We start from the raw sequence: 26,164 nt of genomic DNA on the forward strand, positions 1-26,164 counted from the left end.
TGCCACGATAACGCTGGCCTTCCTGCTTCTTGCTCGCCTCCAGCTCGACTCTCCACCAATACCCCTGATGCTCAGAAGCCGAACAGCCTGACGATAGGCGGCACGATGAAGGCGGTCAGCAGACCGGTCAGCCCCATCGACATGCCAGCGAAGGCACCCGCCAGAGTGCTCACCGACGAGAAGCAGAACGCAGTACCGATGCCATGCGCCGACAAGCCCATGGTGAAGCCCTTGACGGTATCGTCTCGCGCCCCTGCCAGTCGCATGACAACGGGGCCTACCACACAGCCGAGGGTGCCGGTCAGCAGCACCAGCCCTGCCGTCAGCGAGGGGATACCGCCCAATTTTTCGGCGATCCCCATCGCGATCGGTGATGTGACGGATTTGGGCGCCAGGCTCAAGGCCACCTGGGTGTGTGCTCCCAGCGACAGTGACAGCCCCAGAGTAGTGGTCACGGCAGTGACGATGCCGACGCAACAGGCCGTCAGCAGTGGCCACAGCATCTGCTTGACCCGATCGAGATGGTCAAACAACGGTACCGCCAACGCGACGGTGGCCGGCCCGAGCAGGAAGTGGATGAACTGGGCCCCTTCAAAGTAGGTGGGATAGTCGGTGTCTGTCAGCCACAGAAACCCGATGATCAGCGCGATGGAGACCAGTACCGGGTGCGCCAGCGATGCGCCCCGTGCCAGACGATTGATCGCCGTCGCCAGCAGAAAGGCCACCAGCGTCAGCAGCAGATGCAATAACGGAGAAGCGCTCAGGTACACCCACAGGGCGTCAAGCGGGGCCAGATTCATGAGGACACCTCATCACCGTTGGGTGACTTGCCCCCTGGGCCGCTCGGCGTAGCAGAGCCTCGATCGATCAGACGCTGCAACAGCCAGGCCGTGACGAACTGGGTGACCGCGATCGACGCGACCAGCGTGATGGCGATGGCGGTGAGATCGCGTGCGATGAGCTCGAAATGGACCATGACGCCAACGCCCGCAGGCACGAACAGCAGCGACAGATGCGAGAGCAGGCCATTGCTGGCAAGCCTGAGACTGGCCGGCACGCGTTCCCGCAGTAGCGCACGGGCCAGCTGACGTTGACCGAAGTCTCGATCCGCACTCTCGTCAACGCGCAGCACTCCTTCCCCTTCTCTGTCCGGGGCAGGCAACAACCGTTTGCGCAGCCGCCCTCGCAACATCAACCCCAGCAGCAGGAAAAGCATTCCCAGTACTGGCCCTGGCACCGGCAACAACAACGCACGCCCCGTCACCTCGCCGAGAAACTGGCAAAGCAGAAGGATGCAGAACCCCTTGATCAACGCCATTTCCTTTCATACTCCTCTTGACCGTGTCAGCCCGTCAGGCTGCCATACTGACAATTATGTCACAGCCATCCTTGACGACCTCCCCTCTCTGCCCTGGCGTCCTTACTGCCCTCAATGTTCAAGACGCCAACAACGGTTTGGCAACGCTCTACTGTGGTAGTCTGCGATTTCGACCCCTCCTACACCGTTACAGACAGGGAAGGCTGCGACACGATGCCAGACTCTCTCGGGCTTGATACTTCCGTTATTCCCAATTGGATCAAGACATTGCGGCATGAAGAGGATCATCAGGCCCTGATGATTCTTGAGCTGGCTGCGGACCTTGCTGGCGCTCCTATGGGGATGATCAACCTGCGTGACGGCGAGCAGCTCAAGCGCTGGTTGAGTCTGAATGACAACGCGCATGAGTCCGTCCTTATTAGCAATGCGCTGTGTGGCGTGGCGGTACTGCAAGCCAGTCCTCTCATCACGTGTGACGCCCGTCGACAACCCGAATTCGCCGGTTGCAGTTCGGTCCTTGCCGACGGCATTCGTTATTACATCGGCTTGCCCCTCAAGGCAGACAATGGCGAGATAATCGGCTGCATGAGCCTGGCGGACACTGCACCGCGTCAACAGTTGCCCAGCCCGGAAGTCCTCATCCGGTTGGACAAGCTCGCGACCCTGGCGACCGAGGCGCTGAAACGCCAAGTCAATCAAAGCTACCTCAATGCAGAGTTCGCAGACAGTCAGTCGCGCGCCAGCTGGATATTGCGCAGCATCTCCGATGGCATCATCGAATGGAAAACAGGCAACGAGAGACTGACCATCTCTACCCGCCTGGAAAACCAATTGGGGTATGAAGCCGGAACACTCGACACCGGGCTCGAAGCATTGCATGAGAGAGTCGCACCCGACATGCGTGACGACTTCAAGGCCTTGGTCAACGCCAAGCGACTGAGCGGAACGCCTTTCAATTGCGAGCTGCTGATTCGCACTCAGCAGGGAGACCATCGCTGGTTTGAGCTACGCGCTCAATTCGAGGTCAGAGACGGCGAGCCCTACCGCTTCATTGGCTCATTACTGGACATCCATCAGCAGCATCTGGCCAAGGAGGCCCAGGCTGACAAGCTGCGCCGCTATGAACGCCAACAGGCGGCCTTGATCGAGCTCGGCAACACCCGCCACGATGACAGCACGCAACTGGATGGCCTGCTGCCGTGGCTATGTGAGCAAATCGCCAAGGGCCTGCAGATACGCAAGGTCAGCTTCTGGTACATGAATGAAGACCGCGACTGCCTGTCGCTTGCCCATGTCCATGATGCGTGGATCCCCCCGCCGCACGATGCGACGCATAGCACAGTCCCCACTCGCCTTACCCGCACCCAGAACCGGGTCTATTTCGAAGCCCTGGATGCCGGGCGTGCTCTCGCGTTGTCCGATGTGACCAAGGCCAATCAGGAGTTGCTGTTTGATGGGACCTTCCGCTGCAGCGTTAAGGCCATCATCGACAGCCCGATCCGTGTGGCAGGTCAGGTGGTGGCCGTCATCTGCTGTACAGAAAGCAATGCCCCGCGCGAATGGGCAGATGATGAGCGGGCGTTTCTTGCCTCCGTGGCGGATCACGTCTCACAGCTCATGACCGAATTCGAGCAACAAGCCTCTCAGAAGCGCCTGCGGGCCAACGAACGACGCTACCGCGCCACCTTCGAGCACTCTGCTGTCGGCATGGCGCACCTGAGCACCAGTGGCCAGCTGTTGCGCGTCAACCAACGACTCGAGAGCATCCTGGGCTACACCGCCGCCACCTTGTCCCAGAGTGTCATTCGCGAACTGATCGAGCCGGAGGACCTGGAAAGCTTCCTGCAGCAACATCAGGCTCTGATCGAGCAGCGCAAGGACTTCTTTACCCAGCAATGCCGCTTCATCCACGCCTCCGGCAACTCGGTGCATGCCGAGATCAGTGTTTCTGCGGTTGAGGCGACGCCAGACCAGGAGGGCTATACGCTGCTGGCGCTGATCGACAATACGCTCAATCACACCATGTCGCAGCGCATGGCCCACGAGGCCAACCACGACAGCCTGACGGGATTGCTCAATCGCGGCGCCTTCAAACGTGAACTGACGACACTCTGCGATGATGCACGCGCCACTCGCGCACTGCATTGTCTCGCCTACATCGATCTGGACCAGTTCAAGGTGGTCAATGACACCTGTGGCCACTCGGCCGGCGATGCGCTATTGATCCAGCTGGTCGACGTGATTGCCGCCGGCTTGCGCAAGCCGGACCGTCTCGCGCGCTTGGGAGGGGATGAATTCGGTTTGCTGATGCCCAACATGTCGCTGGACACCGCCGAGGCACTGCTCGAAGAGATGCGTCAGTCCGTCACCAACTTCCGATTCATGTGGGAAGACAAGCTGTTCACCATCAGTACCAGCATTGGCCTGGTGAGCATCGACAGCAATCACAACGACCCGCACCAACTGCTGAGTGCCGCCGATGCTGCCTGTTATGAAGCCAAAGATGCCGGGCGTAACCGCATTCATCGCCACAGTGAATCTGGTGACGAGGTAGCTCGGCGCATGCAGGAAATGCACTGGCTGACAGAAATCACCGCGGCCATCGAAGAACAGCGCCTGGTGCTTTACCAACAGCCGATTGTCAGCACTCTCGCCACTGCACAAGCTGACAACTCAGAGCTTGGCAACGACCCGCACTGCGAGCTGAACTGCGAACTACACTACGAAGTGCTGGTGCGCTTGAAAGGCCGGGACGGCACCATCATTGCGCCGGGCGCCTTCCTGCCTGCGGCGGAGCGTTATGGCCTGTCAGCCGCCATCGATGAACATGTCATTCGCCAATATCTGAGCTGGCTGGCAGCGCACCCTGCGCATGCCCAGCGACTGACCATGGTGTCTCTCAATCTCTCTGGGCACTCCATCAGCAGCCCGAGCTTCCGTGACCTGCTGGTCACCATGGTCCGCGACAGCGGCATCCCGGGTGACAAGCTGTGTTTCGAGATCACCGAGTCCGTCGCCATCACGCGGCTGGGCGACGCTCGCGCCTTCTTCGAGGCACTCGGCGCACTCGGCTGCTCCTTCGCGCTGGATGACTTCGGGAGTGGCGTGTCGTCCTTCGGCTACCTGAAAAACCTGCCCGTCGACTTCCTGAAGATCGATGGCGCCTTCATTCGCGACATGGACACCAACCGCGTCTCCTACTCCATCGCCCGCGCCATTGCCGAGGTCGCGCGTGAGATGGGCATGAAGACCGTGGCGGAATTCGTGGGGAGTGCGCAAGTGCTCGCCTCCGTCGCCACCATCGGTGCCGACTATGTGCAGGGCTATGCGCTGGGCATGCCAGAGCCACTCGAGACAATCGCCATCTACTCCAATACCGATGACGGCCACGGCAAAGGACATACCGGCGGCACGGACTCCAGCCCGATCTCACGGGTCAATGACGCTCGAGTGGCGCAGCCTATTGCTCCTAAAGCGGCTAAATCAGGGTCTTGACGATTCAAGGTGGAGCGCGCCATAGAGTAGAGCGCGGTATCTCCTCAATACCACACAAAGCCCTCTTTCTAACAGCGCTCTCCATAAGCCCTGTCCTCAAAAGCCCTGCCTCCACAAGTCCGCTCTCCAGAGCCAGACCAGAGAAGCCCAGCTTCTGAGCGGCAAACGCCACTCGAAGGCTGGGCTTCTGCGCTCAATTCCATAATGCAGTATGTAGAAAAGATAGCGGTATCAGAAACCGATTTCGCGACGCCAGACCCCCACCACTTCACGCCAGGTTCGGCTCAACAGGCTGCGCGGCTCAGTCTCGACGTTGACCATGCCGCGCCGGTCAGGCATCGAGAGTGTCAGCGCCTGTGAGAAGTCCACTGGCTCAAGCGTGACCCGATAGAGGCTGCGCATCAGTTCCAGCTGCCCTTCCTCGCCCTCGCGAACCTTCAACTCCCCTCCGTAGGGCGCGGCCATTTCCGGCTGCTCAAGCACTGCCACTGCCTGAGGTTCGACGCTGACCACGCGCATTTCCAGCGGCTTGCCTACCGGCGCCAGCGGATAGAACCAGGCAGTGGCACCTTCATCGACACGCAGCACCTATTCCTCTTCCACCCAGGTCGTCAGGGTTAGCTGCCAGGGATTGCACAACGTCATCACCCACTCCCCCTCACCGACCCAGCCCCCTTCTCTCAAGGCAGGATTGAGTGAGTTCACCTTGCCGGCGAATGCCGCCTCCGGCTGACCGGTCGCCTGCTCGGCTTGCAGCGCGCTGACCCGTTGGCGCTGCACGTCAAGATCGGCCTGCACCACTGGGCTATCCTGCAGCAGCCTGCGATCCAGACCACTGGCGGAGCGACACCAGCCCAGCTGCTCCACGCGATGCTCGGCGGGGAAAATCCATAAAATATTTTTAAAAACAGAATATTGATTACATCAGTTTCTTGACCCATAGCGCAGCCGCTTCCACCAGCTTCTGGTGCGCATGGCGGAAGGCCTCTTCGCTCTTACGATAGGGATCAGGGATCTCTTCTCCCTGGCCGCCAGCCAGCCAGCGACCGAACAGCATCGTCTTGCCACTGACCTGCGGCGCCATCTGGTTGATGGCGCGACGATGGCCATCGCTCATGACCAGAATCAGGTCTGCAGCCGTCAGCATCTCGACCGACACCTGGCGCGCACGATGCTCACCTACCTTGAGCCCCGACTCGACGGCGAAGCGTGCTGCCGTGGGCTCGACCGGGTGATCGACCAATGCGCCCACGCCCGCCGAGTGCACTATCTTGCCAGGCAACGCCTGTTTCAACAGTGACTCGCCGACCGGACTGCGACAGATATTGCCGGTACACACCACCAGAATATTGTTGAACACGCTGACTTCCTCTTCCTTGTGACGCTTGCACTCATGTCGATGGCCCGGCACTGGAGACGCTTTCCCGCGCCCGGCACCAAATGTTCATTGTCGCATGCTGGCAGCCAGCGCGGCAGGCTTGCGAGGCGCGATTGACGCAACCTGTGGCGTTTCAAGGGCCAGCAGCGTGCTCATATGGCAACACTGAGGTGACCCGACGCAATAGCCCCTGCCCCTTGAAGACCTCAGGCAATATCGCCAAGTCCTGATGTGTAGCCAATGGAGTGACTGCCTCAAGGGCCGATCTCGATCCCTCGCGATCCCCATTCAGTCACTTGCTGAACCAGCACCCACTAGGGAGGCAAGATGAGCAACAAGACACTGACCGCATCCAACCCGGCCAATGACAAGGTTCTCAAGGAATACGCCACGCTGAGCAAGGAAGAGGTTCAGCAGAAACTGGAGCAGACGCGTAAGGCGTACTCGAGCTTCAGCCAGACCACCGTGCAGGATCGTGCGCAGCGCCTCACCGTTCTGGCGGACCTGATCGATGAGCATCAGAAGGAAATCGCCACGCAGATCGCCCATGAGATGGGCAAGCCCTATGATCAGGGCATCAGCGAGACGCAGATTTCCTCCAGCATCGCGCGCTTCTATGCCGACAATCTGCCCAAGCTGATGGAAACCGAGCAGCGTGATGTCGATGGTGCCGTGCGTGCCAAGATCGTCAAGGACCCCATCGGCGCCGTCCTCGGCGTGATGCCGTGGAACTATCCGCTCTATCAGGTAATCCGTTTCGCGGCTCCGGCCCTGGCGGGCGGCAATGTCTGCCTGATGAAGCACGCCTCCAATGTCCCGGGCTGCGCCGATCTGATCACCCAGCTGTTCCACAAGGCCGACTTTGAAGAGGGTATCTTCACCTGGTTGCCGGTGGGTTCGGAGATGATCGAAGACATCATCAATGACCCTGTCGTGCAGGGCGTCACCCTGACCGGCAGTGAAGAGGCAGGTCGCAAGGTCGCCGAGCAGACAGGCGCGGCGCTCAAGCCAAGCGTGCTGGAGCTGGGCGGTATCGATCCGCTGATCGTGCTGGATGATGCCGACATCGAGCGTGCGGTGGATCTCGCCATCGCCGGGCGTTTCGACAACACAGGCCAGAGCTGCGCCGCGTCCAAGCGCCTGATCGTCGACAAGTCCCTCGCCGAGGACTTCTCCAAGCGTCTAATCGAGAAGGTCAAGGACATGCGCATGGACGACCCGATGAGCGAAGGGGTCGATATCGGCCCGATGTCTCGCAAGGACCTGCGCGATGACCTGCATGACCAGGTCCAGCGCGCCATCAAGGCAGGCGCCAAGCTTGAGTGCGGTGGTGAGATTCCGGATCGCGACGGTGCTTGGTATCCGCCGACCGTGCTGACCAATGTCACCCAAGGCAATCCGGCCTTCAATGAAGAACTGTTCGGTCCGGTCGCTTCAGTGGTGGTTGCGGACAACGAAGCGCATGCCATCGAGCTTGCCAACGACTGCCCCTATGGCCTGGGCAGCACCGTGGTGGCCAAAGACGACGAACGGGGTGAACGCGTCTCTCGTCAGCTGCAGGCCGGCATGAGCTTCGTCAATCGCCCGACCACGCCCTTCGCCCAGCTGCCCTTCGGTGGCGTCAAAGGCAGTGGCTATGGTCGTGAGCAGAGCGAATATGGCTTCGGTGCCTTCATGAATATCCGCACCGTCTATGTCGCTGAGCACTGAGCCGTTGAGCACTGGGACGTTGCACGTCAAGGCGTAACGTGACGCCAGCGACGCTGAACAGATGAAGAGACTGAACAACTGAAGAGACTGCAGCGGATGATTCACTCCAGACCATTCGCGGCAACGAACAACGCCCCGCTTCTCAGCGGGGCGTTTTGCGTCAGGGATTCGCATGCTTTGCCTTGCGAGATCCCCCTCCCTCAACCAGCGCGCTGATCGCACACATCACATCAGCGCGTCACGCAGCCCTGCAGGCATGCCTCGCCTTCCAGCTGAACTGTGACATGCGAGATGTCATGGCCGTCGCGCAGATAGGCCTGGACGCGCTCCAGCACATCGCCGGGTACGCTGGTGGCGGCCACGACGACATGCAGGCTGGCAATCGGCGACTGAGGCGTCAGCCCCCAGAGATGCAGGTCATGTACGCTCTCCACGCCCTCAAGCGCCAGAACGCCTGCCTGGATATCGGCGTGATCGAGCTGCTCCGGCGTGCCTTCCAGCAAGGTGTGCGCCGAACGCTTCACCAACGACCAGGCACCGCGCAATATCAGCACCGCCGCGAGCACTGACAACAGCGGGTCAGCCTGATTCCAGCCGGTGGTCATGATGATCAGCGAGGCGACGATGGCCGCCACCGAGCCGAGCAGGTCCCCCATCACGTGCAGTACCGCGCCGCGTAGATTGAGGTTGTCCTGATCGCCTTGATGCAGGATACGAAATGCCGCGATATTGACGACAAGTCCGAGCACGGCGATCGCCAGCATCGGCCCCGCCAGTACTTCGGAGGGCAGCCAGAGCCGCTTGATGGCGGCCACCACGATCGCCGCCCCGATCACCAGCAGGGTCAGGCCATTGACGAACGCGGCCAGCACCTGAAAGCGTGCATAGCCGAAGGTCAGCTTGCGGGTCGCCGCCCGATGCCCGAGGCGAAACGCGCCCCAGGCCAATGCCAGCGACACGGTATCACTGAGCATGTGCCCGGCATCCGCCAAGAGGGCCAGTGAGCCCGCGACCAGCCCGCCGACCACCTCCGCCAGCATGAAGCCGCCCGTCAGATACATGGCCAGCTTGACGCGTCGCTCGCTGTCGGCGGTCACCTCAGGCGCATGATCATGCTGGTGCCCGTGTGAATGATCATGTGAGTGGCTGTGCGAATGCCCGTGTGAATGCTCATGTGAGTGCCTGCCTGAAGGGTCGGAGCCATGAGAATGATCGTGTGCGTGCTGCCCGGAAGACTCATGCGAGGGATCGCGAACCTCATCTTGTGGTGTCGATGCCATTCAACCTCCGGCCATCTAATGAAAAAAGAAACGTGTCTGCATGATGCGCAGCGTAACGTCGAAAGTCGCGCGGCTTTCAAGACGCATTGGCGGATTTTCGCGTTCCGATAAAGGCCAGCAGCCACTTCACCAGCTTGATAGGATAGTTATCACTTGCGAAGCAACGAATAAAGGATTCCCGCCCTCCCCATGAGCCTCTCCTCCGAGACGACCCCCTCCCGCTCGCCTTTCAAGGCCGATCTGCTGCTCCTGCTGGTCACCATCATCGCCGCCGCAGGCTGGATCTTCTCCAAGGAGGCGATGGCCGGCATGCCCCCTCTGCTGTTCATCGGCAGTCGCTTCCTGCTTGCGGGGCTCATTCTGGCCATCTTCGATGCGCGCTCACTGGGCCAACTGTCCACCGCGCGCAAGCTGCGCGCAAGCGGCGTCGGTGTCCTGTTCGGGGGTGCCATGGCCTGCTGGTCGCTAGGGGTCGCACTATCTGATCAACTGGGCGTGATCGCCTTCATCAACAGCTTCGGCATCCTGATGGTGCCGGTACTCGCGCGACTGTTGTTCAAGGACAGGCCGCCGATGAGCACCTGGATCGCACTGCCCACCGCCCTGCTCGGTTTCGCCCTGCTCGGCATGGGCCAGCCCGGCGCGACCGATGGCTTCACCATCGAGCCCGCCCAGTGGCTCATCTTCGGCGCCGCCTGCCTGTTCGCACTGGTGTTCAACTTCAATTCACGCCTGGTGCGCAATATCCCGGCTCTGCCGCTGACGGCCATCCAGCTGATGACCACCGGCGTCACCTGCCTGATACTCTCGGCGCTCAGCGAGAGCTGGCCCGCCGGCATCAGTCTCGACATCCTGAGCTGGTTCCTGGCCAGTACCCTGATCGCCAGCACGCTGCGTTTCTTCCTGCAGATCTACGCACAGGGCCTGACCACGCCCAGCCACGCCTCGGTCATCCTGATGCTGGAAGCGGTCTGGGCCGCCCTGATGTCGGCCGCCTGGTTCGGTGAGCGCATGACCCTGATCCAGATGACCGGCTGCGGCCTCATCTTCACCGCCCTGTTGATCAATCGCTGGCAATGGATCTCACGCCTGTGCCGTCAGCGGCGGGCTGCCTCGTGAGAAAAGCGTCCTGACTTGAGTGTCAAGCATGTCGCCACCATGTCTGACGCTTGAGCGTTCGACTTCCCGCCCCATTCTCTGCCACCGGAGCCACCATGATCCCCACGCTACTCGGCGTACTGACGCTGCTGATGGCAGCCTTCACCCTGCTGCCACTGACGCGTATTCGCCATTGGTCGGTACGCATCATGGATTTCCCCCGTCTGCAGCTGGCCGCATTGTGGGCGATGTTGTTGATCGCCGACCTCGCGGTGTCCGAGCTTGCCTTCGGGCTCAGGGTGTCACTGGCCGTGATCGCCGTGGCCGGTCTTGTCTATCAGGCACACTGGATCGTGCCCTATACCCGCCTCTTTCCCTGCGAGTCCGCGCGCACCAGACAGCATGACCGGCAGCGCCAGGTCCGTCTGCTCACCGCCAACGTCCTGACCAGCAACCACGACAGTGACAAGCTGCTGGCCATCATCGAACGCGAACAGCCCGACGTGCTGGTGACGCTGGAATCCGATGACTGGTGGCAGCAGCGACTCGACGTGCTCGAGGCGGATAGCGAGCAATACGGCTATACGCATACCCTCAAATGCCCGCTGGACAACCTCTACGGCATGCATGTCTATTCGCGCCTGCCACTGCATGACGCCAGCATCGACTTCCTGGTCGAAGAGGATGTGCCGTCGATGCATGCGCAACTGGAACTGGCCAGCGGTGACCGCGTGCGAGTGCACTTCCTGCATCCGGCGCCGCCCAGCCCGACCGAGAATGACGAGTCATCCGAGCGGGATGCCGAACTGATCATCGTGGCGCGCAGCGTCGCCGACAGCCAGCAGCCGGTGATCGTGACCGGTGACCTCAACGACGTGGCCTGGTCTCGCACCACGCGCCTGTTCCGCAAGCTGTCCGGCCTACTGGACCCCCGCGTCGGCCGTGGCATGTTCAATACCTTCCACGCCAACATTCCCCTGCTGCGCTGGCCGCTGGATCACCTCTTCCATAGCGAGCACTTCAGTGTGGTGCGCGTGGCGCGCATGGAAGCCTTCGGCTCCGATCACTTCCCGCTGCTCACCGAACTGGCACTGACACCTGCCCAGGACACCGGCGAGACGCTCGATGCCCCGGAGCCGGACGCCGACGACCAGGCCGAGGCCAGCGAGACCGCCAACGATGAGAATGTCAGCCAGCAGGACGTGCCGAAGCCGGGGCACTGAGCACGACATGCCTGAGGTGGCATTTGGCTGAATTCTCCAAAAGGTCTCAGACTGGCTGATGAGGGTTGAGCCATACGGGAGGCAGGCATGCGAGGACTGGACTGGCTGGGCACGCGGCTGGCGCGTCATCTTACGGCGCCGGGCAAGCTGCCGGCGCATCGCTCCACGTCATCACCGGAAAAGCTGGCTGCCACCCTGCGGCGCGGCGATGTCCTGCTGGTCGAGGGCTCCTCGCGTATCAGCACCGCCATTCGCTACCTCACCCAGTCGACCTGGTCTCACGCTGCGCTCTGCGTGCGCACGCCACTGGACAGCAGAGGTCACCCGGTCAGGGGCGACTGCCTGCTGGAAGCGGACGTTACCGCTGGGGTGCGCCGCGTACCCCTCAACCATTACTGGCATCAGCACACGCGTATCTGCCGCCCAGTCGGACTCACGGAGGAGGAGATCAGCGCATTGATCGCCCACGCCGAGGCGCGCCTGGGCCATCAATATGACCTGCGCAACATCGTCGATCTGGCTCGCTATCTGATTCGTACGCCGCCGGTGCCAAGCCGCTATCGGCGCCGCATGCTGGCACTGGGCAGCGGCGACCCGACCCGCGCGATCTGCTCATCGCTGATCGCCGAGGCCTTCCAGGCCGTGCGCTACCCCATCCTGCCAGACAGTGACGTCCTGCCCTCCAGCGACCCGGCATGCCTGCACTGCTATGAGGAGTTACTGCATATCCGCCATCACAGCCTGTTTGCGCCCTGCGACTTCGATATCTCGCCCTACTTCGACATCATCAAGCCGACCCTATGCGCCGGATTCGATCCCCATCGCCTGCAGTGGAGCGAACCGCCCGCCTGATCTGGTATGCTGCGCGCCATCCGCGGCCTTGCTGGCCGGCACCTGTGCATCAGCTCTCCTGTGCCGCCTGCTGCCCTCTGACACTCTTCACGACCGGAACCACGCCCGTGACCAATAACGACATCATCCGTCGCCTGCGCTACGCGCTGAATCTCTCCGACACCGACATGATCAACACCTTCGCTGCCGCGGACCACGAGGTCTCACGCGCCCAGATCAGCGATTGGCTCAAGCGCGATGATGATGAGGCTCAGCAGCGCATCAAGGACATCGACCTGGCCAGGTTCCTCAATGGCCTGATCAACGTGCGTCGTGGCAAGCGCGAAGGCGCCCAGCCGGCGCCTGAAAAGCGTCTCGACAACAACGTGATTCTGCGCAAGCTCAAGATTGCCTTCGAGCTCAAGGATGACGACATGCTAGAGCTGCTGGCACTGGCCGGTTTCGAGCTGATCACCAAGTCCGAGCTGTCTGCCTTCTTCCGCAAGCCCGACCATCGCCACTACCGCGAGTGCAAGGACCAGATCCTGCGCAATCTGCTCAAGGGCATCGAACTGCACCATCGTCGCCATGACCCCGAGACCGAGCAGCACGCCGTCGATCCGGCCTGATCAGGCATTGATATGCTCTCAACAACAACGCCGCCCCGGATTCCGGGGCGGCGTTGTTGTATGACGGCAATGGAGGCACCAGCGGCAGCTCAGCATTCGCGGTTGGGACGCCCATCCATGGTGGCCAGGCGCGCCAGCAACGGCGCCATGCGGTGCTTGCTCCCTTCCGCAGCCGCGACCAGCACCGGCAATACCCAAGACGGAAGGTCAGGCATCAGACGATAATAGACCCATTGCCCCTGACGGCGATCCAGCAGCAGACCGCAATTGCGCAACTGGGCCAGATGGCGTGACACCTTGGGCTGCGACTCCTGCAACACGTAGGTCATCTCGCATACGCAAAGCTCGCCTTCTGCATGGACAAGCAACATCAGCACAAGGCGTGTATCGTCGCTGAGGCATTTGAAAAGACGTGTGGGGGTCAGAAGAGACAATGCAGAATTCCACCTGATTAAATGATGTGAGCGTGCCGCCAACCACAGCTGCAAGCGAGTGCGAATTTCGTTCAAGGCGCGCCCACAGGACACGGCAGTAGCCTCATTGCACGGGCCTTCGATATCCCTGCAAGCCAGCTCATCGGTCTGGTCATCCCACTGGCGGCATTGCTGCGTCGCCTTTTGACACCTCGCGATGGCGGTATCGAAGGGTTGCGACCGGTAGCGATCGAATCGCTTGCCAAGCCTGAATCATCGCCCCCCTCCCGCGCGTGCAAGAGGGTCCAGCAGCACATGCTGTTGCGAGGCACCATTTGCTCGCCACTCGAGAGCTCTTTCCAAGAGCTGCCTGCAACAACCCGAGATCCGGTCAGCAGCTAGCGGCTAGCAACTCTCGCTAGTCATCATCGCCCTCTTCGGCGCTCTTCTGGCGCGCCTTGCGCTCCTGCTCTTCTTCCATGGCCGCCATGATGTTCTCGAGCAGCGCATCCACGTCCGGCGCTTCGGCGTCGTCCTCATGAAGGCCTGTCAGCTCGACATCCGGGTCCATGTCGCCGGCCTCGAACAATGCCCAGATCTCGTCGGCGTAGCGTGTCTGTGCCAGTTCAGGCGCGAACATCGCGTAGTAGGCGGTGATATTGGCGACATCACGCGCCAACATACTCCTGGCATTATTATTGGCCGCAGCATCGACCGCCTGGGGCAGATCAATGATCACCGGGCCATAGTCATCGACCAGCACATTGAACTCGGACAGATCACCATGCACCAAGCCGGCATGCAGCATGCGCACGATGTACTGCATCATCAGCGCATGGTCTTCCCGCGCTTGCTCGGCGGACATTGAGACATCATTCAGGCGCGGTGCCACATTGCCGTCGTCATCGGTGACCAGCTCCATCAGCAGCACGCCATCGAAGCAGCCGAACGGCTGCGGCACGCGCACACCGGCATCGGCCAGACGATACAGCGCATCAACCTCGGCATTCTGCCAGGCAGCCTCCTGCTGGTTGCGTCCGAAGCCAGAGCCCTTCTCCATCGCCCTTTGACGGCGACTGTTACGCACCTTGCGGCCTTCCTGATACAGCACAGCCTGCTTGAAGCTGCGCTGGGCAGCATCCTTGTAGACCTTGGCACAGCGAATCTCTTCTCCGCAGCGCACGACATAAACCGAGGCTTCCTTGCCACTCATCAAGGGGCGGAGTACTTCATCGACCAGACCGTCATCTATGAGCGACTGGATTCTCTTTGGCGTTTTCATCGCGTTCTTATACGCGTTTTGCGATACATCGGGAATCACCCTGCAGCAATTTTGTGACATACCTTACGACAAAACCCCCGCCAATGCGTCATTGGCGGGGGTTTCAGCATTCACTGACAGACTGCCTCGGCGGCAGCAGCGCCAGCGCTTATTGGGCGTTCTTGAGGCTCTGCATGTCAATCACGAAACGATACTTGACCTTGCCTTCCTGCATGCGCTTCCAGGCATCATTGATGGTGTCGATGTCGATCATCTCGATATCGCAGCCAATGTCGTGCTCGGCGCAGTAGTCGAGCACTTCCTGGGTCTCCGGCATGCCACCGATCAACGAGCCCGCCAGTACACGGCGCTTCATGACCAGGTTGCCGCCCTGCAGCGCGGGATCCACTTCCTGCACCAGGCCGACGAGGATATGCGTGCCGTCGTACTTCAGGGTATTAAGGTAAGGGTTGAGATCATGCGGCACCGGCACCGTGTCGAGCAGGAAGTCGAAGGTTTCGGTGGCAGCTGCCATCTGCTCGTCATCCGTCGAGACGATCACATGATCGACACCATTCTCGCGCGCTTCCTCGACCTTGCTCTCGCTGCGGGTGAAGAGCGTCACTTCACAACCCATCGCCTTGGCGAACTTGATGCCCATGTGGCCCAGGCCGCCCATGCCGATCACCCCGACCTTGTCGCCGGACTTCACGCCATAGTGACGCAGCGGCGAATAGGTCGTGACACCCGCGCACAGCAGCGGCGCGGCCACAGCCGGGTCGAGTTTGTCCGGGATGGAGACCACGAAGCGCTCGCTGACAACGATCTTATCAGAATAGCCGCCTTGGGTGAGACTGCCATCGTGACGGTCCGGACTGCCATAGGTCATGGTCATACCGTCGAGGCAGTACTGCTCAAGCCCCTTCTGACAGGCACTGCACTCACGACAGGAATCCACCATGCAACCGACGCCGACCATGTCGCCCACTTTGTACTGACTAACGTCATCGCCCACTTGGGTCACCCGGCCCACGATCTCGTGCCCGGGCACCAGCGGATACTGAGAAAAGCCCCAGTCATTTCGCCCGACGTGCAGATCCGAGTGACAGACTCCGCAGTAGAGAATCTCGATGGCTACGTCATCCGGGCGCGGCTGGCGACGCTCGAAGTTCCAAGGCGCCAGGTCTGCCGTTTCTGACGCCACGGCATAAGCGCGTGTCTGGCCGTTAAAATCACCATTGGAAGGGCTTGTCATGGAGTCTCTCCTTGATTGGCTGAGCGACGGGCAGCCTGACCATCAAAGATGATTCAGCGCCCGTAGAAGGATTCGCATGCCATGCGGCAATCGCGATCATGCCCACTGACTTCTTGTCGACAGCCCGACTTTTCAATGGCTTGGCTGCTCTGCATCACTGTGTTGGTCAGATCGCAACAGCGCCTCACCAAGCTGCGCGAGGCTTGCAGACACAAGGGAAAGCGACGCAAAACATCTTGCTTCTGATTCCAAATTGACGCCATCAAGCAGCAAAGTTGCCACTGTGTTATCATGCATCTTCACCCCTCACGTCTTGGAACGGAGTCCCGCATGGCAAATACTCGTACTGCTGCAAAGAAAAAAGCACCGGCTGCTGTCGAAACCTCAGCCTCGCTTGAAGCTCAGATGCAGGCCTTCCTGGACCGTGGTGGCAAGGTGGATGTGATTGAATCCGGTGTCAGCGGCCAGGTCATTGGCGTCAAGCCGACCAAGCCGTCAAACCCTGCTGCCAAGAGCTGAGGCTTGCCCATCAAGCCTTGGTGCCCGAACGCGCTGCTCGCCTCACTCAATTGGCGTCTGCCATCGAGTCACTGACCGGTGAGAGCGTTGTTCATCGCTAGACCTCCAGCCGCTGCCCTGCATCATCAGGTAGCGGCCGGCTTCTTTCTGGGAAGAGGAAAATCACCTCTTGCCTGCCCTTGCTCCTCCCGCCACGGCGACGCCCATGCCAGCATCCTCTTCACGCGACAGCTCTCTCGACTCCCGCCAGCACAGCGTGCATGGCTCTCGCGACGCGGATGGGGCACGCACACGCCTGGCCGTCTTCATTGATGTGCAGAACATCTACTACACCACCCACGACACCTTCGGTCGGCAGTTCGATTATCGTCGCCTGTGGGCAGAGCTCGAGCGCCTCGGCTCGATTCAGCATGCCTACGCCTACGCGATCGACCGTGGCGACCCCAAGCAGCAGCAATTCCAGCAGCGCCTGCGCGAGATAGGCTTTGAGGTCAAACTCAAGCCCTTCATCCAGCGCGGCGACGGCTCGGCCAAGGGCGACTGGGATGTCGGCATCACCATCGACGTGATGGAAGCCGCCCCCGAGGTCGATGAGATCATCCTCGCCTCCGGCGATGGCGACTTCGCCCTGCTGCTGGACCATGTCGCCACCCGCCACGCCATCACCACCCGCGTCTATGGCGTCGAAGCCCTCACCGCCCTCGCCCTGATGAAAAGCGCCCATCACTTCCGCGAAGTCGATGAAAGCCTGCTGATGCGCTGAAGTTTGCCAGGCGTTCATCTCCCTTTTGATCAGCTTGTTCTCTGTCATGTCAGCAACGGCCTGAGACGGGATTCCTGCACCAGACATGCTGAATGCCAAGGTGCCACAACATATTGACGGCGTCGGCCATATCCCATCGGTCATGTCGCATCGGACATTACTGATGTCGCATTGAGCGTGATCGCCCTGTACCGCGTGCCGCAGGATGACGCAGGGAGCTGTGCGCTGCTAAAGCCACACCTCTTCCCGATTCCTCTCATGCGGAGCAAGACATGAACAACAACAAGACAGGCGGGACCGACAGCATCTCGCCAGCCACGCTGAGACGCGTGCTGGCAGCCTCTGCCATCGGCAATTTCATCGAATGGTTCGACTTCGCCATCTACGGCTTCATGGCCGTGATCATCTCGCAGCACTTCTTCCCGCAGGGCGACCCGACTCTGGCACTGATCCAGACCTTTGCCGTCTTTGCGGTGTCCTTTGCCTTGCGCCCCCTCGGCGGCATCTTCTTCGGCACCCTGGGGGATCGCATCGGGCGCAAGAATGTCCTGGCCATCACCATCATCATGATGGCCAGCGCCACCGCCTTGATCGGTCTGTTGCCGACCTATCAGAGCATCGGCATGCTGGCTCCGCTACTGTTGACGCTGGCTCGCTGCGCTCAGGGTTTCTCGGCAGGCGGCGAATACGCCGGTGCCTGCGCCTTCGTGATGGAACACGCCCCTGACGACAAGCGGGGCTGGTACGGAAGCTTCATTCCCGTCTCGACCTTCAGCGCCTTCGCCACAGCAGCAGCACTCGGTCTAGGCCTCAACAGCCTGGTATCGGAAGCCACCATGCAGGCATGGGGCTGGCGTGTTCCCTTCCTGATCGCTGCACCACTGGGGCTGATCGGGCTTTACATGCGCCTCAAGCTGGATGACTCACCGGCGTTCCGCCTGATTCAGCAGGAACACAACGCCACCAGCGCCCCGCTCAAGGAAACACTGACCACCCACGGCAGCACCATCGTAAGTCTGATGGCCTTCATCTCTGCCACGGCGCTGTCGTTCTACATGTTCAGCACCTATTTCGCGACCTATATGCAGGTGGCGGGCGGCGCCACGCGCCAGACGGCATTGCTGGCAAGCCTGGGCGGCCTCATCGTCGCCGCATTGCTGTGCCCATTGGCCGGACGGTATTCGGACCTTGTCGGGCGACGCAATACCATCATCACGGCGTGTGGCAGTCTGGCCATCGCGGTATTTCCCGCCTATTCGCTTGCCGCAAGTGGCACCTTGTGGGCGTCCATGCTGGGCGCTTCATTGATGGCGGTCGGTGCCGTGCTCTGCGGTGTCGTCACGGCCGCACTGCTCTCGGAGCAGTTCCCGACCCGCGTGCGCTATACCGCCTCGGCACTCAGCTACAATGTCGCCTACACCATCTTCGGCGGCACCGCCCCGCTGGTCGCCACCTGGTTAATCGACTTGAGCGGCAACAACCTGGCACCGGCCTGGTACCTGATCGCGATCGCCGTCGTGGCCCTGCTCGGTGGCCTGCGACTGCCGGAAACCCGTGGCATCTCGCTCACCGATATCCCGGAGACTCCGCGCAGGAGAGCGTCAAGCGTCATACCGGCCGCATGAACTGAGGTCTCGTGACCAATGATGAAATCGGCCTGACAGACATGCCTCCTCAGCAATGACAAAAAACACCCGCACGGCCTCCACTGACAGAGAGGTGTGCGGGTGTTTTCGTCTGGGCCACCAACAGCTTGCCAGGCATTCAGGCTTTACCGCGAACTTGCCAACTAACTCTGTGGTGCGGCACTCAGCGTCAATTCGATGGCGTCGTGGCGCCAGTGTTCATCATCGCAGTCCACCGCGCGGCCATTCTGATCGAAGTTGATGCGAGTGATGCGCTGCGCAGGACTGCCCTGCGCGGCGTTAAGCGCGGCGGCGGCCTCAGCGTCAAACACCGTGGAGGCCAGCTCGAAGCTGACGCGACTGACACGAATGGCGTATTCGTGCCGGTAGAGGTCGGTCAGGGAGTGGGCTCCGAGGTCGAAATCGAGGATGCCCGGGAAGCAGTCACGTCGCAGGTGATGGCAGACATGCAGCACGCGCCGCCCATCGATACGTCGCACGCGAGTGATGCGATAGACCACTGAGCCCTCCGCAATCCCCAGCCGCCGCGCGATCACCGCGTTGGCGGCGACTTCCCCTGCCGCCAGTACCTCGGTGCTGGCCACCCGCTGCTGTGACTCGACCATGTCGCGAAATGGCAGGCACGCCAGCAAGTCATAGCGCAGTCGTGGCGGCGAGACGAACCAGCCCCGCCGATTCTCGCGATAGATACGCCCCTCCGCCTCCAGCTGCAGCAAGGTGTCGCGCAGGGTGACCCGCGTCGTGGCAAAACGTTCGATCATCTCGCGCTCGGAGGGCAGGCGCTGTGAAGCGCGTAGCGGCGCTGCCTCAAGATGGTTCAGCAGCTTGCCCTTGAGCCCTGCCACGGGGACATCCGTGTCAGAAGTTGCCGATGAAGCGGCGTCACTCTGGGGCTCGAGAGAAGATGAAAGCATGCGAAGTTCCTGAAAGATAACGAAAGACAGCAAATTCTGGCGAGTCACTTGCATGACATCCAGGGCGTCCAGGATGGAAAGGGTCAGAGAGAAGCGATTTCTGTGGCCTAGTTCAGATGCCCCGCAAAGCTCAGCGCGACTTTTCAAGACACGCTTGTCGAGACATGCATGAGGAGAATAGTGGCATTAGCGTGACAACTCGGTGACAGCGCAGGTCTGGCTGCCACGACAGGCCAGTCATCACACGCTGGCTCATGCCTTGCACGCCCATGCTTTGCACACTTATGGCTCTGGAAGATAGCGAGGACCGGGGCCCGCGGCAAGGCACGAAGAAGGTATGAAGGAGACAGAGACAGAGCCGCCATCCCATGCCATGACAACGACATGTTGACGACACGCAACTGTCACAGGCGAGCGCTAGAGTCGATCGCGACTTTCGAACTGAACTAGACCACACAGTCTCGGCTGTCTCAGCACTTGCCTGAGCACTTGGCAGAGCACTGGTCTGATCAATGATCCGAGAACTGGCCTGAGCACCCGGACGTGCTCTCAGCGTGTCGACAGGGTGCCTGATGCCCGTCACGCCTTACCTTCAGCGCAGCGATTGTTCATCACCTACTGGGGAAATCTCCTTGAAGTCGATTGCCACTACCTCATCCCGTTCCACCGGTCTGCTGGTTTCCACCTGCATGGCCGCCCTGTTGGGCAGTGCCTCCGTCAGTGCCGCCGACATGCCGGCTGACCTTCTCGAGGCCGCTCAGTCCGAAGGCCGTGTCGATAGCGTCGGCATGCCGGACAGCTGGGCCAACTGGAAGGACACCTGGGCTGACCTCGAGTCGAAGTATTCCATCGCGCATAGCGATACCGACATGAGCTCCGCCGAGGAAGTCGCCAAGTTCAAGGCCGAGGGTGAGAACGCCACCGCCGATATCGGTGACGTGGGCTTCGCCTTCGGTCCGATCGCGGTGCAGCAAGGCGTGACCCAAGCCTACAAGACCACGACCTGGGAGCAGATCCCGGAGTGGGCCAAAGACAAGGATGGCCACTGGGTACTGGGCTACACCGGCACCATTTCCTTCATGATCAACAAGACACTGGTCAGTGAAGATGAGCGCCCGACCTCCTTCGCCGACCTCGCCGAGGGTGATTACAAGGTGTCCGTCGGCGCGGTGGGCAAGGCCTCACAGGCCAACAACGCCATTCTGGCCGCTGCCTTCGCCAATGGCGGCAAGGAATCCGACCTGACACCGGGCCTGGAAGTCTTCGCGGAACTGGCGCGCCAGGGCCGTCTGTCACTGGCAGAGCCGAGCATCGCCAACCTGGAGAAAGGCGAAGTCGAAGTCGCCCTGCTGTGGGACTTCAATGCCCTGAACTATCGCGATCAGATCAACCGCGACACCTTCGAGGTCGTCATTCCGTCTGATGCCTCCGTCACCTCCGGCTACGCCACTATCATCAACAAGCATGCCGCGCACCCGAATGCCGCCAAGCTGGCCCGAGAGTACATCCTCTCCGATGCCGGTCAGCTGAATCTGGCCAAGGGCTATGCCCGTCCGATCCGCGCCGAGCACATCACCCTGCCCGAGGATATCGCCGCCAAGCTGCTGCCCAACGAGCAGTACGCCAATGCTCGTCCGGTCCAGGACTTCGCGGGTTGGGAAGCCAGTGCCAAACAGCTGCCGCGTCAGTGGCAGTCCCAGGTACTGATCCACCAGCAGTGATCCCCGGCCTCTGCTTCACGCGAGCAGAGCGCGCACCATCCTGACAGACGGCATCGCCTTTGCGGTGCCGTCTTGAGCTTCACGGAGTCACCATGTCTCAGCGTGTCATTCTTGTCGTGCTCGACGGCCTCAACCACGCCGTGGGTCATCATGCCATGGGCTATCTGAGTGCCCTGGTCGAGGCCGGCCGTGGCCAGTATCAATCACTGGACTGCGAGCTGCCGGCCATGTCGCGCCCGCTCTATGAATGCCTGCTGACCGGCGACCTGCCTGTCGACTCGGGTATCGTCAACAACGGTATCGTGCGTCGCTCACGCGGCATCAGTCTGTTCGACCTTGCCAGCCAGCAGGGCAAGCGCACGGCTGCCGCCGCCTATCACTGGGTCAGTGAACTCTATGTTGCGGCCCCCTTCGTAGCGGCCCGCCATCGCTGGCTCGACAACCCGGAATCCGCCATCCAGGCGGGCATCTTCTACTGGCAGGACCATTACCCGGATGACCATCTGTTCAGTGACGCCGAAATGCTGCGCCTGCGTCACGACCCGGATTTCCTGCTGGTGCATAGCATGAACATCGACGATGCCGGCCATCGTCATGGCGGCGACACACCGCAGTATCGCAATGCCGCACGGCATGCCGACGTCGCCCTGGCCGACTACCTGCCGGCATGGCTGGAAGCCGGCTATCAGGTGATGGTCACCGCCGATCACGGCATGAATGCCGACCGCTCACACTCCGGCCTGCTGGCAGAGGAGCGTCGCGTGCCGCTGTGGACCTTCGGCAACGCCTTCGCCAACGGCGCCGCGACGAATCTCAAGCAACGCGAGCTCTGCGGCACCCTGGCCACATTGCTGGGACTTGAGCACAGCAAGGCGAGCAATCCGTCGCTGCTGGCGAGCCATGCTGCCACGCGAGGCCTCCAGTGATGACTGCCGCCTTCAAGCGCCGCCTGGCCAGCCCCGTCATGTGGTTGCTGCCGTTTGCACTGATCTTCGGCGCCTTCCAGATCGCGCCGCTGGTGTGGGTAATGGTCAGTGCCTTCAAGACTCCCACCGGCTGGGGGCTGGCCAACTTTCACGAGATCGCCTCCTCGGCCTTCTTCCGACAGGCCATCTGGCGCAGCCTTGAGATCTCCTTCATGTCCAGCGTGCTGGGGCTGACGATCGCCGCCGTGACCTGTCACAGCATGCACCGCTGTGGTCCGCGCCTGACGCGCATGATGATCGCCTTCACCAACATGACCAGCAACTTCGCCGGTGTCCCGCTGGCCTTCGCCTTCATCATCCTGATGGGCGCCAACGGCATGCTGACCCTGATGCTGGAGCGCTTCGGCCTGCTCGAGGACTTCAATCTCTACTCGCGCACCGGCCTGATCGTCATCTACACCTGGTTCCAGATTCCGCTGGGCATCCTGTTGCTATATCCCGCCTTCAGCACTCTGAAGACGGAATGGCGTGAAGCCGCCAGCCTGCTGGGCGCCAACCGCCTCGCCTACTGGCAGCACATCGGCCTGCCGGTGCTGTGGCCGTCCCTGGCAGGCACGCTCACCGTACTCTTCGCCAATGCCATGGGCGCCTACGCCACCGTCTATGCGCTGGTGAACACCAGCTACAACCTGATGACCATCCGCATCGCCAATCTGGTCTCCGGGGACCTGTTCCTGCAGCCGGAACTGGCCAGTGCACTGGCCCTGGTGCTGGTCGTCATCCTCGTCATCGTCACGCTGATTCAGCAATGGCTCATGCGCAGGAGCTACCATGTCACTTCCCGCTGAACTGCCCTATCGCCACGGCAAGCCCTTGCTGCCCAGCCTGATGGCGCGCCTGCACCGCGTGAATGTCTACACCTTCATCGTCACCAGTGTCTTCGCGCTGCTGGCACTGCCGCTGATCGCGACGCTGTTCTACGCCCTGGCGACACGCTGGGGCGCCAGCCTGACCCCCGATGCCCTGACCGTGAAATGGTTTCTGGAACTCTGGACCACACCGCGTTTTCTGGCGGCGTTCGGGCGCTCGCTGCTGGTCGCCGTCGGTGCGCTGGCACTGTCATTGCTGCTGATCGTGCCGGTGGTGTTTCTTGCCCACACACGCTATCCGCGCCTGGATAGCGTGATGAATGGGCTGATCCTGCTTCCCTTCGCCGTGCCGCCCATCGTGTCATCGGTCGGCCTGCTGCAGCTCTATGCAGGCGGCCCGCTGGCCATCGTCGGCACGCCGTGGATCCTGATCCCCACCTACTTCACCATCGTGCTGCCCTTCATGTACCGCGCTCTGGCCAACAGCCTGCGTGCGCTGGACGTGGCATCCCTGATGGAAGCCGCTCAACTGCTGGGGGCGAGTCCGCTCAAGGCGTTCTTCCTGGTCGTGCTGCCCAATATTCGCGTCGGCATCCAGATTGCCGTCTTCCTGGCCTTCTCGTTCCTGGCTGGCGAATTCGTATTCGCCAACATGCTGGTCGGCACACGCTTCGAGACCCTGCAGGTCTATCTGAACAATATCCGCGGCGCCAGCGGCCACTTCACCAGCGCCTTGGTCATCACCCTGTTCGTATTCACGCTGATCCTGACCTGGCTCGGCAATCGTCAGCCCGCCGAGCAAGAGATGCCCGCAGATGACCCCGACGAGGCGCTGGCCACCACCATGACCGACGGCTTGCCCGGCCCGGTGTCGAGCGCCGAATCCGAGCCGCGCCACACCCACCACCAGTCGTCAGACTCCACACCCCGAGGGGACCGCTGATGCTTGCCATCGACACCGCCACCACATTCGATATCCAGAGCGCCGGCGGCCTTCTGACCAGCGCCCTGCGCGAACGCGCCGCCGACCAGCACTACCTCAAGCTCAATGGCCTGGCCAAGAGCTTCGGCAAGACCCAGGTATTCGCCGAGATAGATGCCGAGATCGCGCGCGGGGAATTCATCACCCTGCTCGGCCCCTCCGGCTGCGGCAAGTCGACCCTGCTGCGCGCCATTGCTGGGCTCAATGATGTCGATGCCGGCCAGATCATCGTCGATGGTCACGACATCACGCCACTGCCGCCGCAGCGTCGCGGCATCGGCATGGTCTTCCAGCACTATGCGCTGTTCCCCAACATGCGCGTGGCGGACAACGTGGCCTTCGGGCTGCGCATGAAGAAGGTGCGCCCGGAAGAACGCGAGCGGCGTGTCAGCGAGGTGCTCAGACTGGTGGAGCTGACCGATCAGGCGCAGCGCTTCCCGCACCAATTGTCCGGCGGCCAGCGTCAGCGTGTGGCACTGGCACGCGCGCTGGTGGTCGAGCCGCAGATCCTGCTGCTGGATGAGCCGCTGTCGGCACTGGATGCACGTATCCGCCGCCATCTGCGTGATCAGATCCGTGATATTCAGAAGAGCCTCGGCCTGACCACCCTGTTCGTGACCCACGATCAGGAAGAGGCACTGTTGCTGTCGGACCGCATCTTCCTGATGCATCAGGGGCGCATCCTGCAACAGGGCAATGCCGAGTCGCTGTATACCCGCCCGGTGGATGCCACGGCGGCGGGCTTCATGGGGCATTACAATCTGATCGGTCGCGAGCTGGCGCGCCCGCTGCTCGGCTACGAAAGCGACAGCCCGCGCGTGGCACTGCGTCCGGAAGCGCTGTACCTGCAACCGGACACCAGCCCCCAGGGACAGCAGGATGAATATACCAACTTCCCGACCCAACCCTTGCCAGACAATGCCGGCCCCGGTTGCCCGGGCGTGATTCGCCGCCACCAGCTGCTCGGCAATATCGTGCGTTACGAGGTGGACTGTCAGGGACTGCGCCTGAATGTCGATGTCCTCAATCGCAGTGCTCGGCAGCTACTGCCGTGTCATCTCCGCGTGATGCTGCACGCCGATCTGGATGAAGTTCAGGCGCTGGGCGGGGACGAGACCGTCGCAACGTCGGAGGTGTCCCATGGATGACATCACGGGGCTTGCCATCTTCGATCTCGATGACACCTTGCTCGAAGGCGATGCCACGGGGCTCTGGACCGACTGGTTGATCGCGCAGGGCTGGATCGCCAATGGCGAGGAATATCGCGCAATCTGGGCACAACAGATGCTGGACTACGCGGCCGGTGAGCTGGACATGGAGACGCACCTGACCCACCTGCTGGCCCCGCTGGGGGGTCGCGCCGTCAGTGAAGTCGATGCCGAGGTGGCACGCTTTCTCGATGCCGAACTGATGCCGCGCCTGTATCGTGAGGGATTGGAGCGAATTCACTGGCACCGCGCGCAGAACCATCAGATCGTGATCATCTCGGCCTCGACGGCGCATCTGGTCGCCCCCCTCGCCGAGCGCCTGGCGCTGGACGCGGCCCTGGCCACGGCCCTCGAGACCGAGCAGGGCTACTACAACGGGCGGGCCTGTGGCATTCGCACCTTCCGCGAGGGCAAGCTCGCAGCACTCAAGGCATGGCAGCAGCAACACGCCAGCCACAGCGCCGGAGTGCCCAGCTGGGGCTATTCGGATTCACGCAATGATCTGGCCTTGCTGGAATTCGTCGATCACCCCTTCGCCGTCCATCCGGACCCGACCCTTGCCAACTTGGCGCGACAGCGCGCCTGGCAGACACTACGTTGGCAATGAGGTAAGCCGAATTGGCAACAAGAGACGCTGGGCTGGGATCAAGAGCCCCTGCGCTGAAATTGAGAGAAAGTGCATAATAGGCGACGCTGGGCGTAAAAAAAGGCACTCTGTGCCAAAA

General features: G+C 61.5%; 25 protein-coding genes. 15 read left to right on the forward strand and 10 right to left on the reverse strand.

Translation table 11 applies throughout. The features are described from left to right. Positions 1–71 precede the first annotated feature (71 nt). Together AC5WNI_RS09595 and AC5WNI_RS09600 are read right to left on the reverse strand one after the other, a co-directional pair. Positions 72–800 carry an LrgB family protein gene (locus AC5WNI_RS09595; protein ID WP_153635939.1) on the reverse strand — a complete coding sequence of 243 codons (729 nt, stop codon included), beginning with the start codon at positions 798–800 and terminating at the stop codon, positions 72–74. Beyond that, the gene (locus AC5WNI_RS09600) at positions 797–1,318 is read right to left on the reverse strand and encodes a CidA/LrgA family protein (protein WP_153635940.1); all 522 of its coding nucleotides are present in this window, start codon (positions 1,316–1,318) and stop codon (positions 797–799) included. The genes AC5WNI_RS09595 and AC5WNI_RS09600 overlap by 4 nt, the downstream gene beginning before the upstream one ends. Positions 1,319–1,531: 213 nt before the next feature. On the opposite strand from AC5WNI_RS09600, the gene AC5WNI_RS09605 reads away from it, so the two are divergent. After that, on the forward strand, positions 1,532–4,813 hold the full coding sequence (locus tag AC5WNI_RS09605) for a bifunctional diguanylate cyclase/phosphodiesterase (protein WP_172978681.1): 3,282 nt from the start codon (positions 1,532–1,534) through the stop codon (positions 4,811–4,813). Between the two features lie 231 nt (positions 4,814–5,044). On the opposite strand, the gene AC5WNI_RS09610 is transcribed toward AC5WNI_RS09605, so the two are convergent. Genes AC5WNI_RS09610 through AC5WNI_RS09620 form a run of 3 tightly spaced genes read right to left on the reverse strand, consistent with a single transcriptional unit; the run spans position 5,045 to position 6,173 of the window. Next, positions 5,045–5,401 (reverse strand): hypothetical protein, encoded by a 357-nt coding sequence (locus AC5WNI_RS09610; protein WP_153635942.1) that lies wholly within the window; start codon positions 5,399–5,401, stop codon positions 5,045–5,047. Further along, complete coding sequence (locus tag AC5WNI_RS09615) at positions 5,402–5,680, reverse strand: hypothetical protein (protein ID WP_153635943.1); 279 nt, start codon at positions 5,678–5,680, stop codon at positions 5,402–5,404. Between the two features lie 52 nt (positions 5,681–5,732). Beyond that, positions 5,733–6,173 (reverse strand): arsenate reductase/protein-tyrosine-phosphatase family protein, encoded by a 441-nt coding sequence (locus tag AC5WNI_RS09620; protein ID WP_153635944.1) that lies wholly within the window; start codon positions 6,171–6,173, stop codon positions 5,733–5,735. Positions 6,174–6,518: 345 nt separating this feature from the next. On the opposite strand from AC5WNI_RS09620, the gene AC5WNI_RS09625 reads away from it, so the two are divergent. Continuing rightward, positions 6,519–7,901: an NAD-dependent succinate-semialdehyde dehydrogenase gene (locus AC5WNI_RS09625; RefSeq protein WP_153635945.1), complete on the forward strand. Its 1,383-nt coding sequence runs from the start codon at positions 6,519–6,521 to the stop codon at positions 7,899–7,901. Positions 7,902–8,131: 230 nt separating this feature from the next. Here the strand turns inward: AC5WNI_RS09625 and AC5WNI_RS09630 are convergent, their stop codons facing one another. Beyond that, positions 8,132–8,998 (reverse strand): cation diffusion facilitator family transporter, encoded by an 867-nt coding sequence (locus tag AC5WNI_RS09630; protein ID WP_225346721.1) that lies wholly within the window; start codon positions 8,996–8,998, stop codon positions 8,132–8,134. A gap of 372 nt (positions 8,999–9,370) precedes the next feature. Between AC5WNI_RS09630 and AC5WNI_RS09635 the strand changes: the two genes are divergently transcribed. From AC5WNI_RS09635 to AC5WNI_RS09650, 4 genes are all read left to right on the forward strand, one after another. Further along, entirely contained in the window at positions 9,371–10,300 is a 930-nt protein-coding gene (locus tag AC5WNI_RS09635) for a DMT family transporter (RefSeq protein WP_153635947.1), read from the forward strand. 95 nt (positions 10,301–10,395) lie between these two features. Next, on the forward strand, positions 10,396–11,502 hold the full coding sequence (locus AC5WNI_RS09640) for an endonuclease/exonuclease/phosphatase family protein (protein WP_153635948.1): 1,107 nt from the start codon (positions 10,396–10,398) through the stop codon (positions 11,500–11,502). A gap of 87 nt (positions 11,503–11,589) precedes the next feature. Then, positions 11,590–12,354 carry a YiiX/YebB-like N1pC/P60 family cysteine hydrolase gene (locus tag AC5WNI_RS09645; RefSeq protein ID WP_153635949.1) on the forward strand — a complete coding sequence of 255 codons (765 nt, stop codon included), beginning with the start codon at positions 11,590–11,592 and terminating at the stop codon, positions 12,352–12,354. Positions 12,355–12,461: 107 nt separating this feature from the next. Next, on the forward strand, positions 12,462–12,962 hold the full coding sequence (locus tag AC5WNI_RS09650) for a YehS family protein (RefSeq protein ID WP_153635950.1): 501 nt from the start codon (positions 12,462–12,464) through the stop codon (positions 12,960–12,962). Positions 12,963–13,051: 89 nt separating this feature from the next. Here AC5WNI_RS09650 and AC5WNI_RS09655 read toward each other — a convergent pair whose 3' ends face one another. The 3 genes from AC5WNI_RS09655 to AC5WNI_RS09665 form a co-directional block, all read right to left on the reverse strand. After that, positions 13,052–13,387, reverse strand: coding sequence for a metalloregulator ArsR/SmtB family transcription factor (locus AC5WNI_RS09655; RefSeq protein WP_277876256.1), 336 nt, complete (start codon positions 13,385–13,387; stop codon positions 13,052–13,054). Between the two features lie 406 nt (positions 13,388–13,793). Then, positions 13,794–14,657: a PA4780 family RIO1-like protein kinase gene (locus AC5WNI_RS09660; protein WP_153635952.1), complete on the reverse strand. Its 864-nt coding sequence runs from the start codon at positions 14,655–14,657 to the stop codon at positions 13,794–13,796. Positions 14,658–14,805: 148 nt separating this feature from the next. Continuing rightward, positions 14,806–15,891, reverse strand: coding sequence for an NAD(P)-dependent alcohol dehydrogenase (locus AC5WNI_RS09665; RefSeq protein WP_153635953.1), 1,086 nt, complete (start codon positions 15,889–15,891; stop codon positions 14,806–14,808). A gap of 330 nt (positions 15,892–16,221) precedes the next feature. Between AC5WNI_RS09665 and AC5WNI_RS09670 the strand changes: the two genes are divergently transcribed. From AC5WNI_RS09670 to AC5WNI_RS09680, 3 genes are all read left to right on the forward strand, one after another. Continuing rightward, positions 16,222–16,410 carry a PFL_1563 family small protein gene (locus AC5WNI_RS09670; RefSeq protein WP_084589604.1) on the forward strand — a complete coding sequence of 63 codons (189 nt, stop codon included), beginning with the start codon at positions 16,222–16,224 and terminating at the stop codon, positions 16,408–16,410. A 205-nt stretch (positions 16,411–16,615) separates the two neighbouring features. After that, a complete protein-coding gene (locus tag AC5WNI_RS09675) occupies positions 16,616–17,173 on the forward strand; it encodes a LabA-like NYN domain-containing protein (RefSeq protein ID WP_153635954.1) in 558 nt (185 codons plus the stop codon). A 272-nt stretch (positions 17,174–17,445) separates the two neighbouring features. Next, positions 17,446–18,798 (forward strand): MFS transporter, encoded by a 1,353-nt coding sequence (locus tag AC5WNI_RS09680; protein WP_153635955.1) that lies wholly within the window; start codon positions 17,446–17,448, stop codon positions 18,796–18,798. A gap of 164 nt (positions 18,799–18,962) precedes the next feature. Here AC5WNI_RS09680 and AC5WNI_RS09685 read toward each other — a convergent pair whose 3' ends face one another. Then, positions 18,963–19,733: a UTRA domain-containing protein gene (locus tag AC5WNI_RS09685; protein ID WP_153635956.1), complete on the reverse strand. Its 771-nt coding sequence runs from the start codon at positions 19,731–19,733 to the stop codon at positions 18,963–18,965. A gap of 632 nt (positions 19,734–20,365) precedes the next feature. Here AC5WNI_RS09685 and AC5WNI_RS09690 point away from each other — a divergent pair. The 6 genes from AC5WNI_RS09690 (at position 20,366) to AC5WNI_RS09715 (ending at position 26,046) form a co-directional block, all read left to right on the forward strand. Next, positions 20,366–21,454: an ABC transporter substrate-binding protein gene (locus AC5WNI_RS09690; RefSeq protein ID WP_225346723.1), complete on the forward strand. Its 1,089-nt coding sequence runs from the start codon at positions 20,366–20,368 to the stop codon at positions 21,452–21,454. A 92-nt stretch (positions 21,455–21,546) separates the two neighbouring features. Continuing rightward, the gene (locus AC5WNI_RS09695) at positions 21,547–22,380 is read left to right on the forward strand and encodes an alkaline phosphatase family protein (protein WP_225346724.1); all 834 of its coding nucleotides are present in this window, start codon (positions 21,547–21,549) and stop codon (positions 22,378–22,380) included. Next, positions 22,380–23,228 carry an ABC transporter permease gene (locus tag AC5WNI_RS09700; RefSeq protein WP_225346725.1) on the forward strand — a complete coding sequence of 283 codons (849 nt, stop codon included), beginning with the start codon at positions 22,380–22,382 and terminating at the stop codon, positions 23,226–23,228. Before AC5WNI_RS09695 ends, AC5WNI_RS09700 begins: the two co-directional genes overlap by 1 nt. After that, complete coding sequence (locus tag AC5WNI_RS09705; RefSeq protein ID WP_225346726.1) at positions 23,212–24,192, forward strand: ABC transporter permease; 981 nt, start codon at positions 23,212–23,214, stop codon at positions 24,190–24,192. The genes AC5WNI_RS09700 and AC5WNI_RS09705 overlap by 17 nt, the downstream gene beginning before the upstream one ends. Then, positions 24,192–25,379 (forward strand): ABC transporter ATP-binding protein, encoded by a 1,188-nt coding sequence (locus AC5WNI_RS09710; RefSeq protein ID WP_225346727.1) that lies wholly within the window; start codon positions 24,192–24,194, stop codon positions 25,377–25,379. The genes AC5WNI_RS09705 and AC5WNI_RS09710 overlap by 1 nt, the downstream gene beginning before the upstream one ends. Next, positions 25,372–26,046 (forward strand): HAD family hydrolase, encoded by a 675-nt coding sequence (locus tag AC5WNI_RS09715; protein WP_225346728.1) that lies wholly within the window; start codon positions 25,372–25,374, stop codon positions 26,044–26,046. The genes AC5WNI_RS09710 and AC5WNI_RS09715 overlap by 8 nt, the downstream gene beginning before the upstream one ends. Positions 26,047–26,164 lie beyond the last annotated feature (118 nt).

The sequence above is a fragment of the Cobetia sp. PDI-12MA genome (assembly GCF_059507695.1).

Excerpts from the sequence above, each read along its gene's own strand:
- AC5WNI_RS09595 (WP_153635939.1), bottom strand. The coding sequence starts at position 800 with ATGAATCTGGCCCCGCTTGACGCCCTGTGGGTGTACCTGAGCGCTTCT.
- AC5WNI_RS09600 (WP_153635940.1), bottom strand. The coding sequence starts at position 1,318 with ATGGCGTTGATCAAGGGGTTCTGCATCCTTCTGCTTTGCCAGTTTCTC.
- AC5WNI_RS09605 (WP_172978681.1), top strand. The coding sequence starts at position 1,532 with ATGCCAGACTCTCTCGGGCTTGATACTTCCGTTATTCCCAATTGGATC.
- AC5WNI_RS09625 (WP_153635945.1), top strand. The coding sequence starts at position 6,519 with ATGAGCAACAAGACACTGACCGCATCCAACCCGGCCAATGACAAGGTT.
- AC5WNI_RS09635 (WP_153635947.1), top strand. The coding sequence starts at position 9,371 with ATGAGCCTCTCCTCCGAGACGACCCCCTCCCGCTCGCCTTTCAAGGCC.
- AC5WNI_RS09640 (WP_153635948.1), top strand. The coding sequence starts at position 10,396 with ATGATCCCCACGCTACTCGGCGTACTGACGCTGCTGATGGCAGCCTTC.
- AC5WNI_RS09645 (WP_153635949.1), top strand. The coding sequence starts at position 11,590 with ATGCGAGGACTGGACTGGCTGGGCACGCGGCTGGCGCGTCATCTTACG.
- AC5WNI_RS09660 (WP_153635952.1), bottom strand. The coding sequence starts at position 14,657 with ATGAAAACGCCAAAGAGAATCCAGTCGCTCATAGATGACGGTCTGGTC.
- AC5WNI_RS09665 (WP_153635953.1), bottom strand. The coding sequence starts at position 15,891 with ATGACAAGCCCTTCCAATGGTGATTTTAACGGCCAGACACGCGCTTAT.
- AC5WNI_RS09670 (WP_084589604.1), top strand. The coding sequence starts at position 16,222 with ATGGCAAATACTCGTACTGCTGCAAAGAAAAAAGCACCGGCTGCTGTC.
- AC5WNI_RS09675 (WP_153635954.1), top strand. The coding sequence starts at position 16,616 with ATGCCAGCATCCTCTTCACGCGACAGCTCTCTCGACTCCCGCCAGCAC.
- AC5WNI_RS09680 (WP_153635955.1), top strand. The coding sequence starts at position 17,446 with ATGAACAACAACAAGACAGGCGGGACCGACAGCATCTCGCCAGCCACG.
- AC5WNI_RS09685 (WP_153635956.1), bottom strand. The coding sequence starts at position 19,733 with ATGCTTTCATCTTCTCTCGAGCCCCAGAGTGACGCCGCTTCATCGGCA.
- AC5WNI_RS09695 (WP_225346724.1), top strand. The coding sequence starts at position 21,547 with ATGTCTCAGCGTGTCATTCTTGTCGTGCTCGACGGCCTCAACCACGCC.
- AC5WNI_RS09700 (WP_225346725.1), top strand. The coding sequence starts at position 22,380 with ATGACTGCCGCCTTCAAGCGCCGCCTGGCCAGCCCCGTCATGTGGTTG.
- AC5WNI_RS09705 (WP_225346726.1), top strand. The coding sequence starts at position 23,212 with ATGTCACTTCCCGCTGAACTGCCCTATCGCCACGGCAAGCCCTTGCTG.
- AC5WNI_RS09710 (WP_225346727.1), top strand. The coding sequence starts at position 24,192 with ATGCTTGCCATCGACACCGCCACCACATTCGATATCCAGAGCGCCGGC.
- AC5WNI_RS09715 (WP_225346728.1), top strand. The coding sequence starts at position 25,372 with ATGGATGACATCACGGGGCTTGCCATCTTCGATCTCGATGACACCTTG.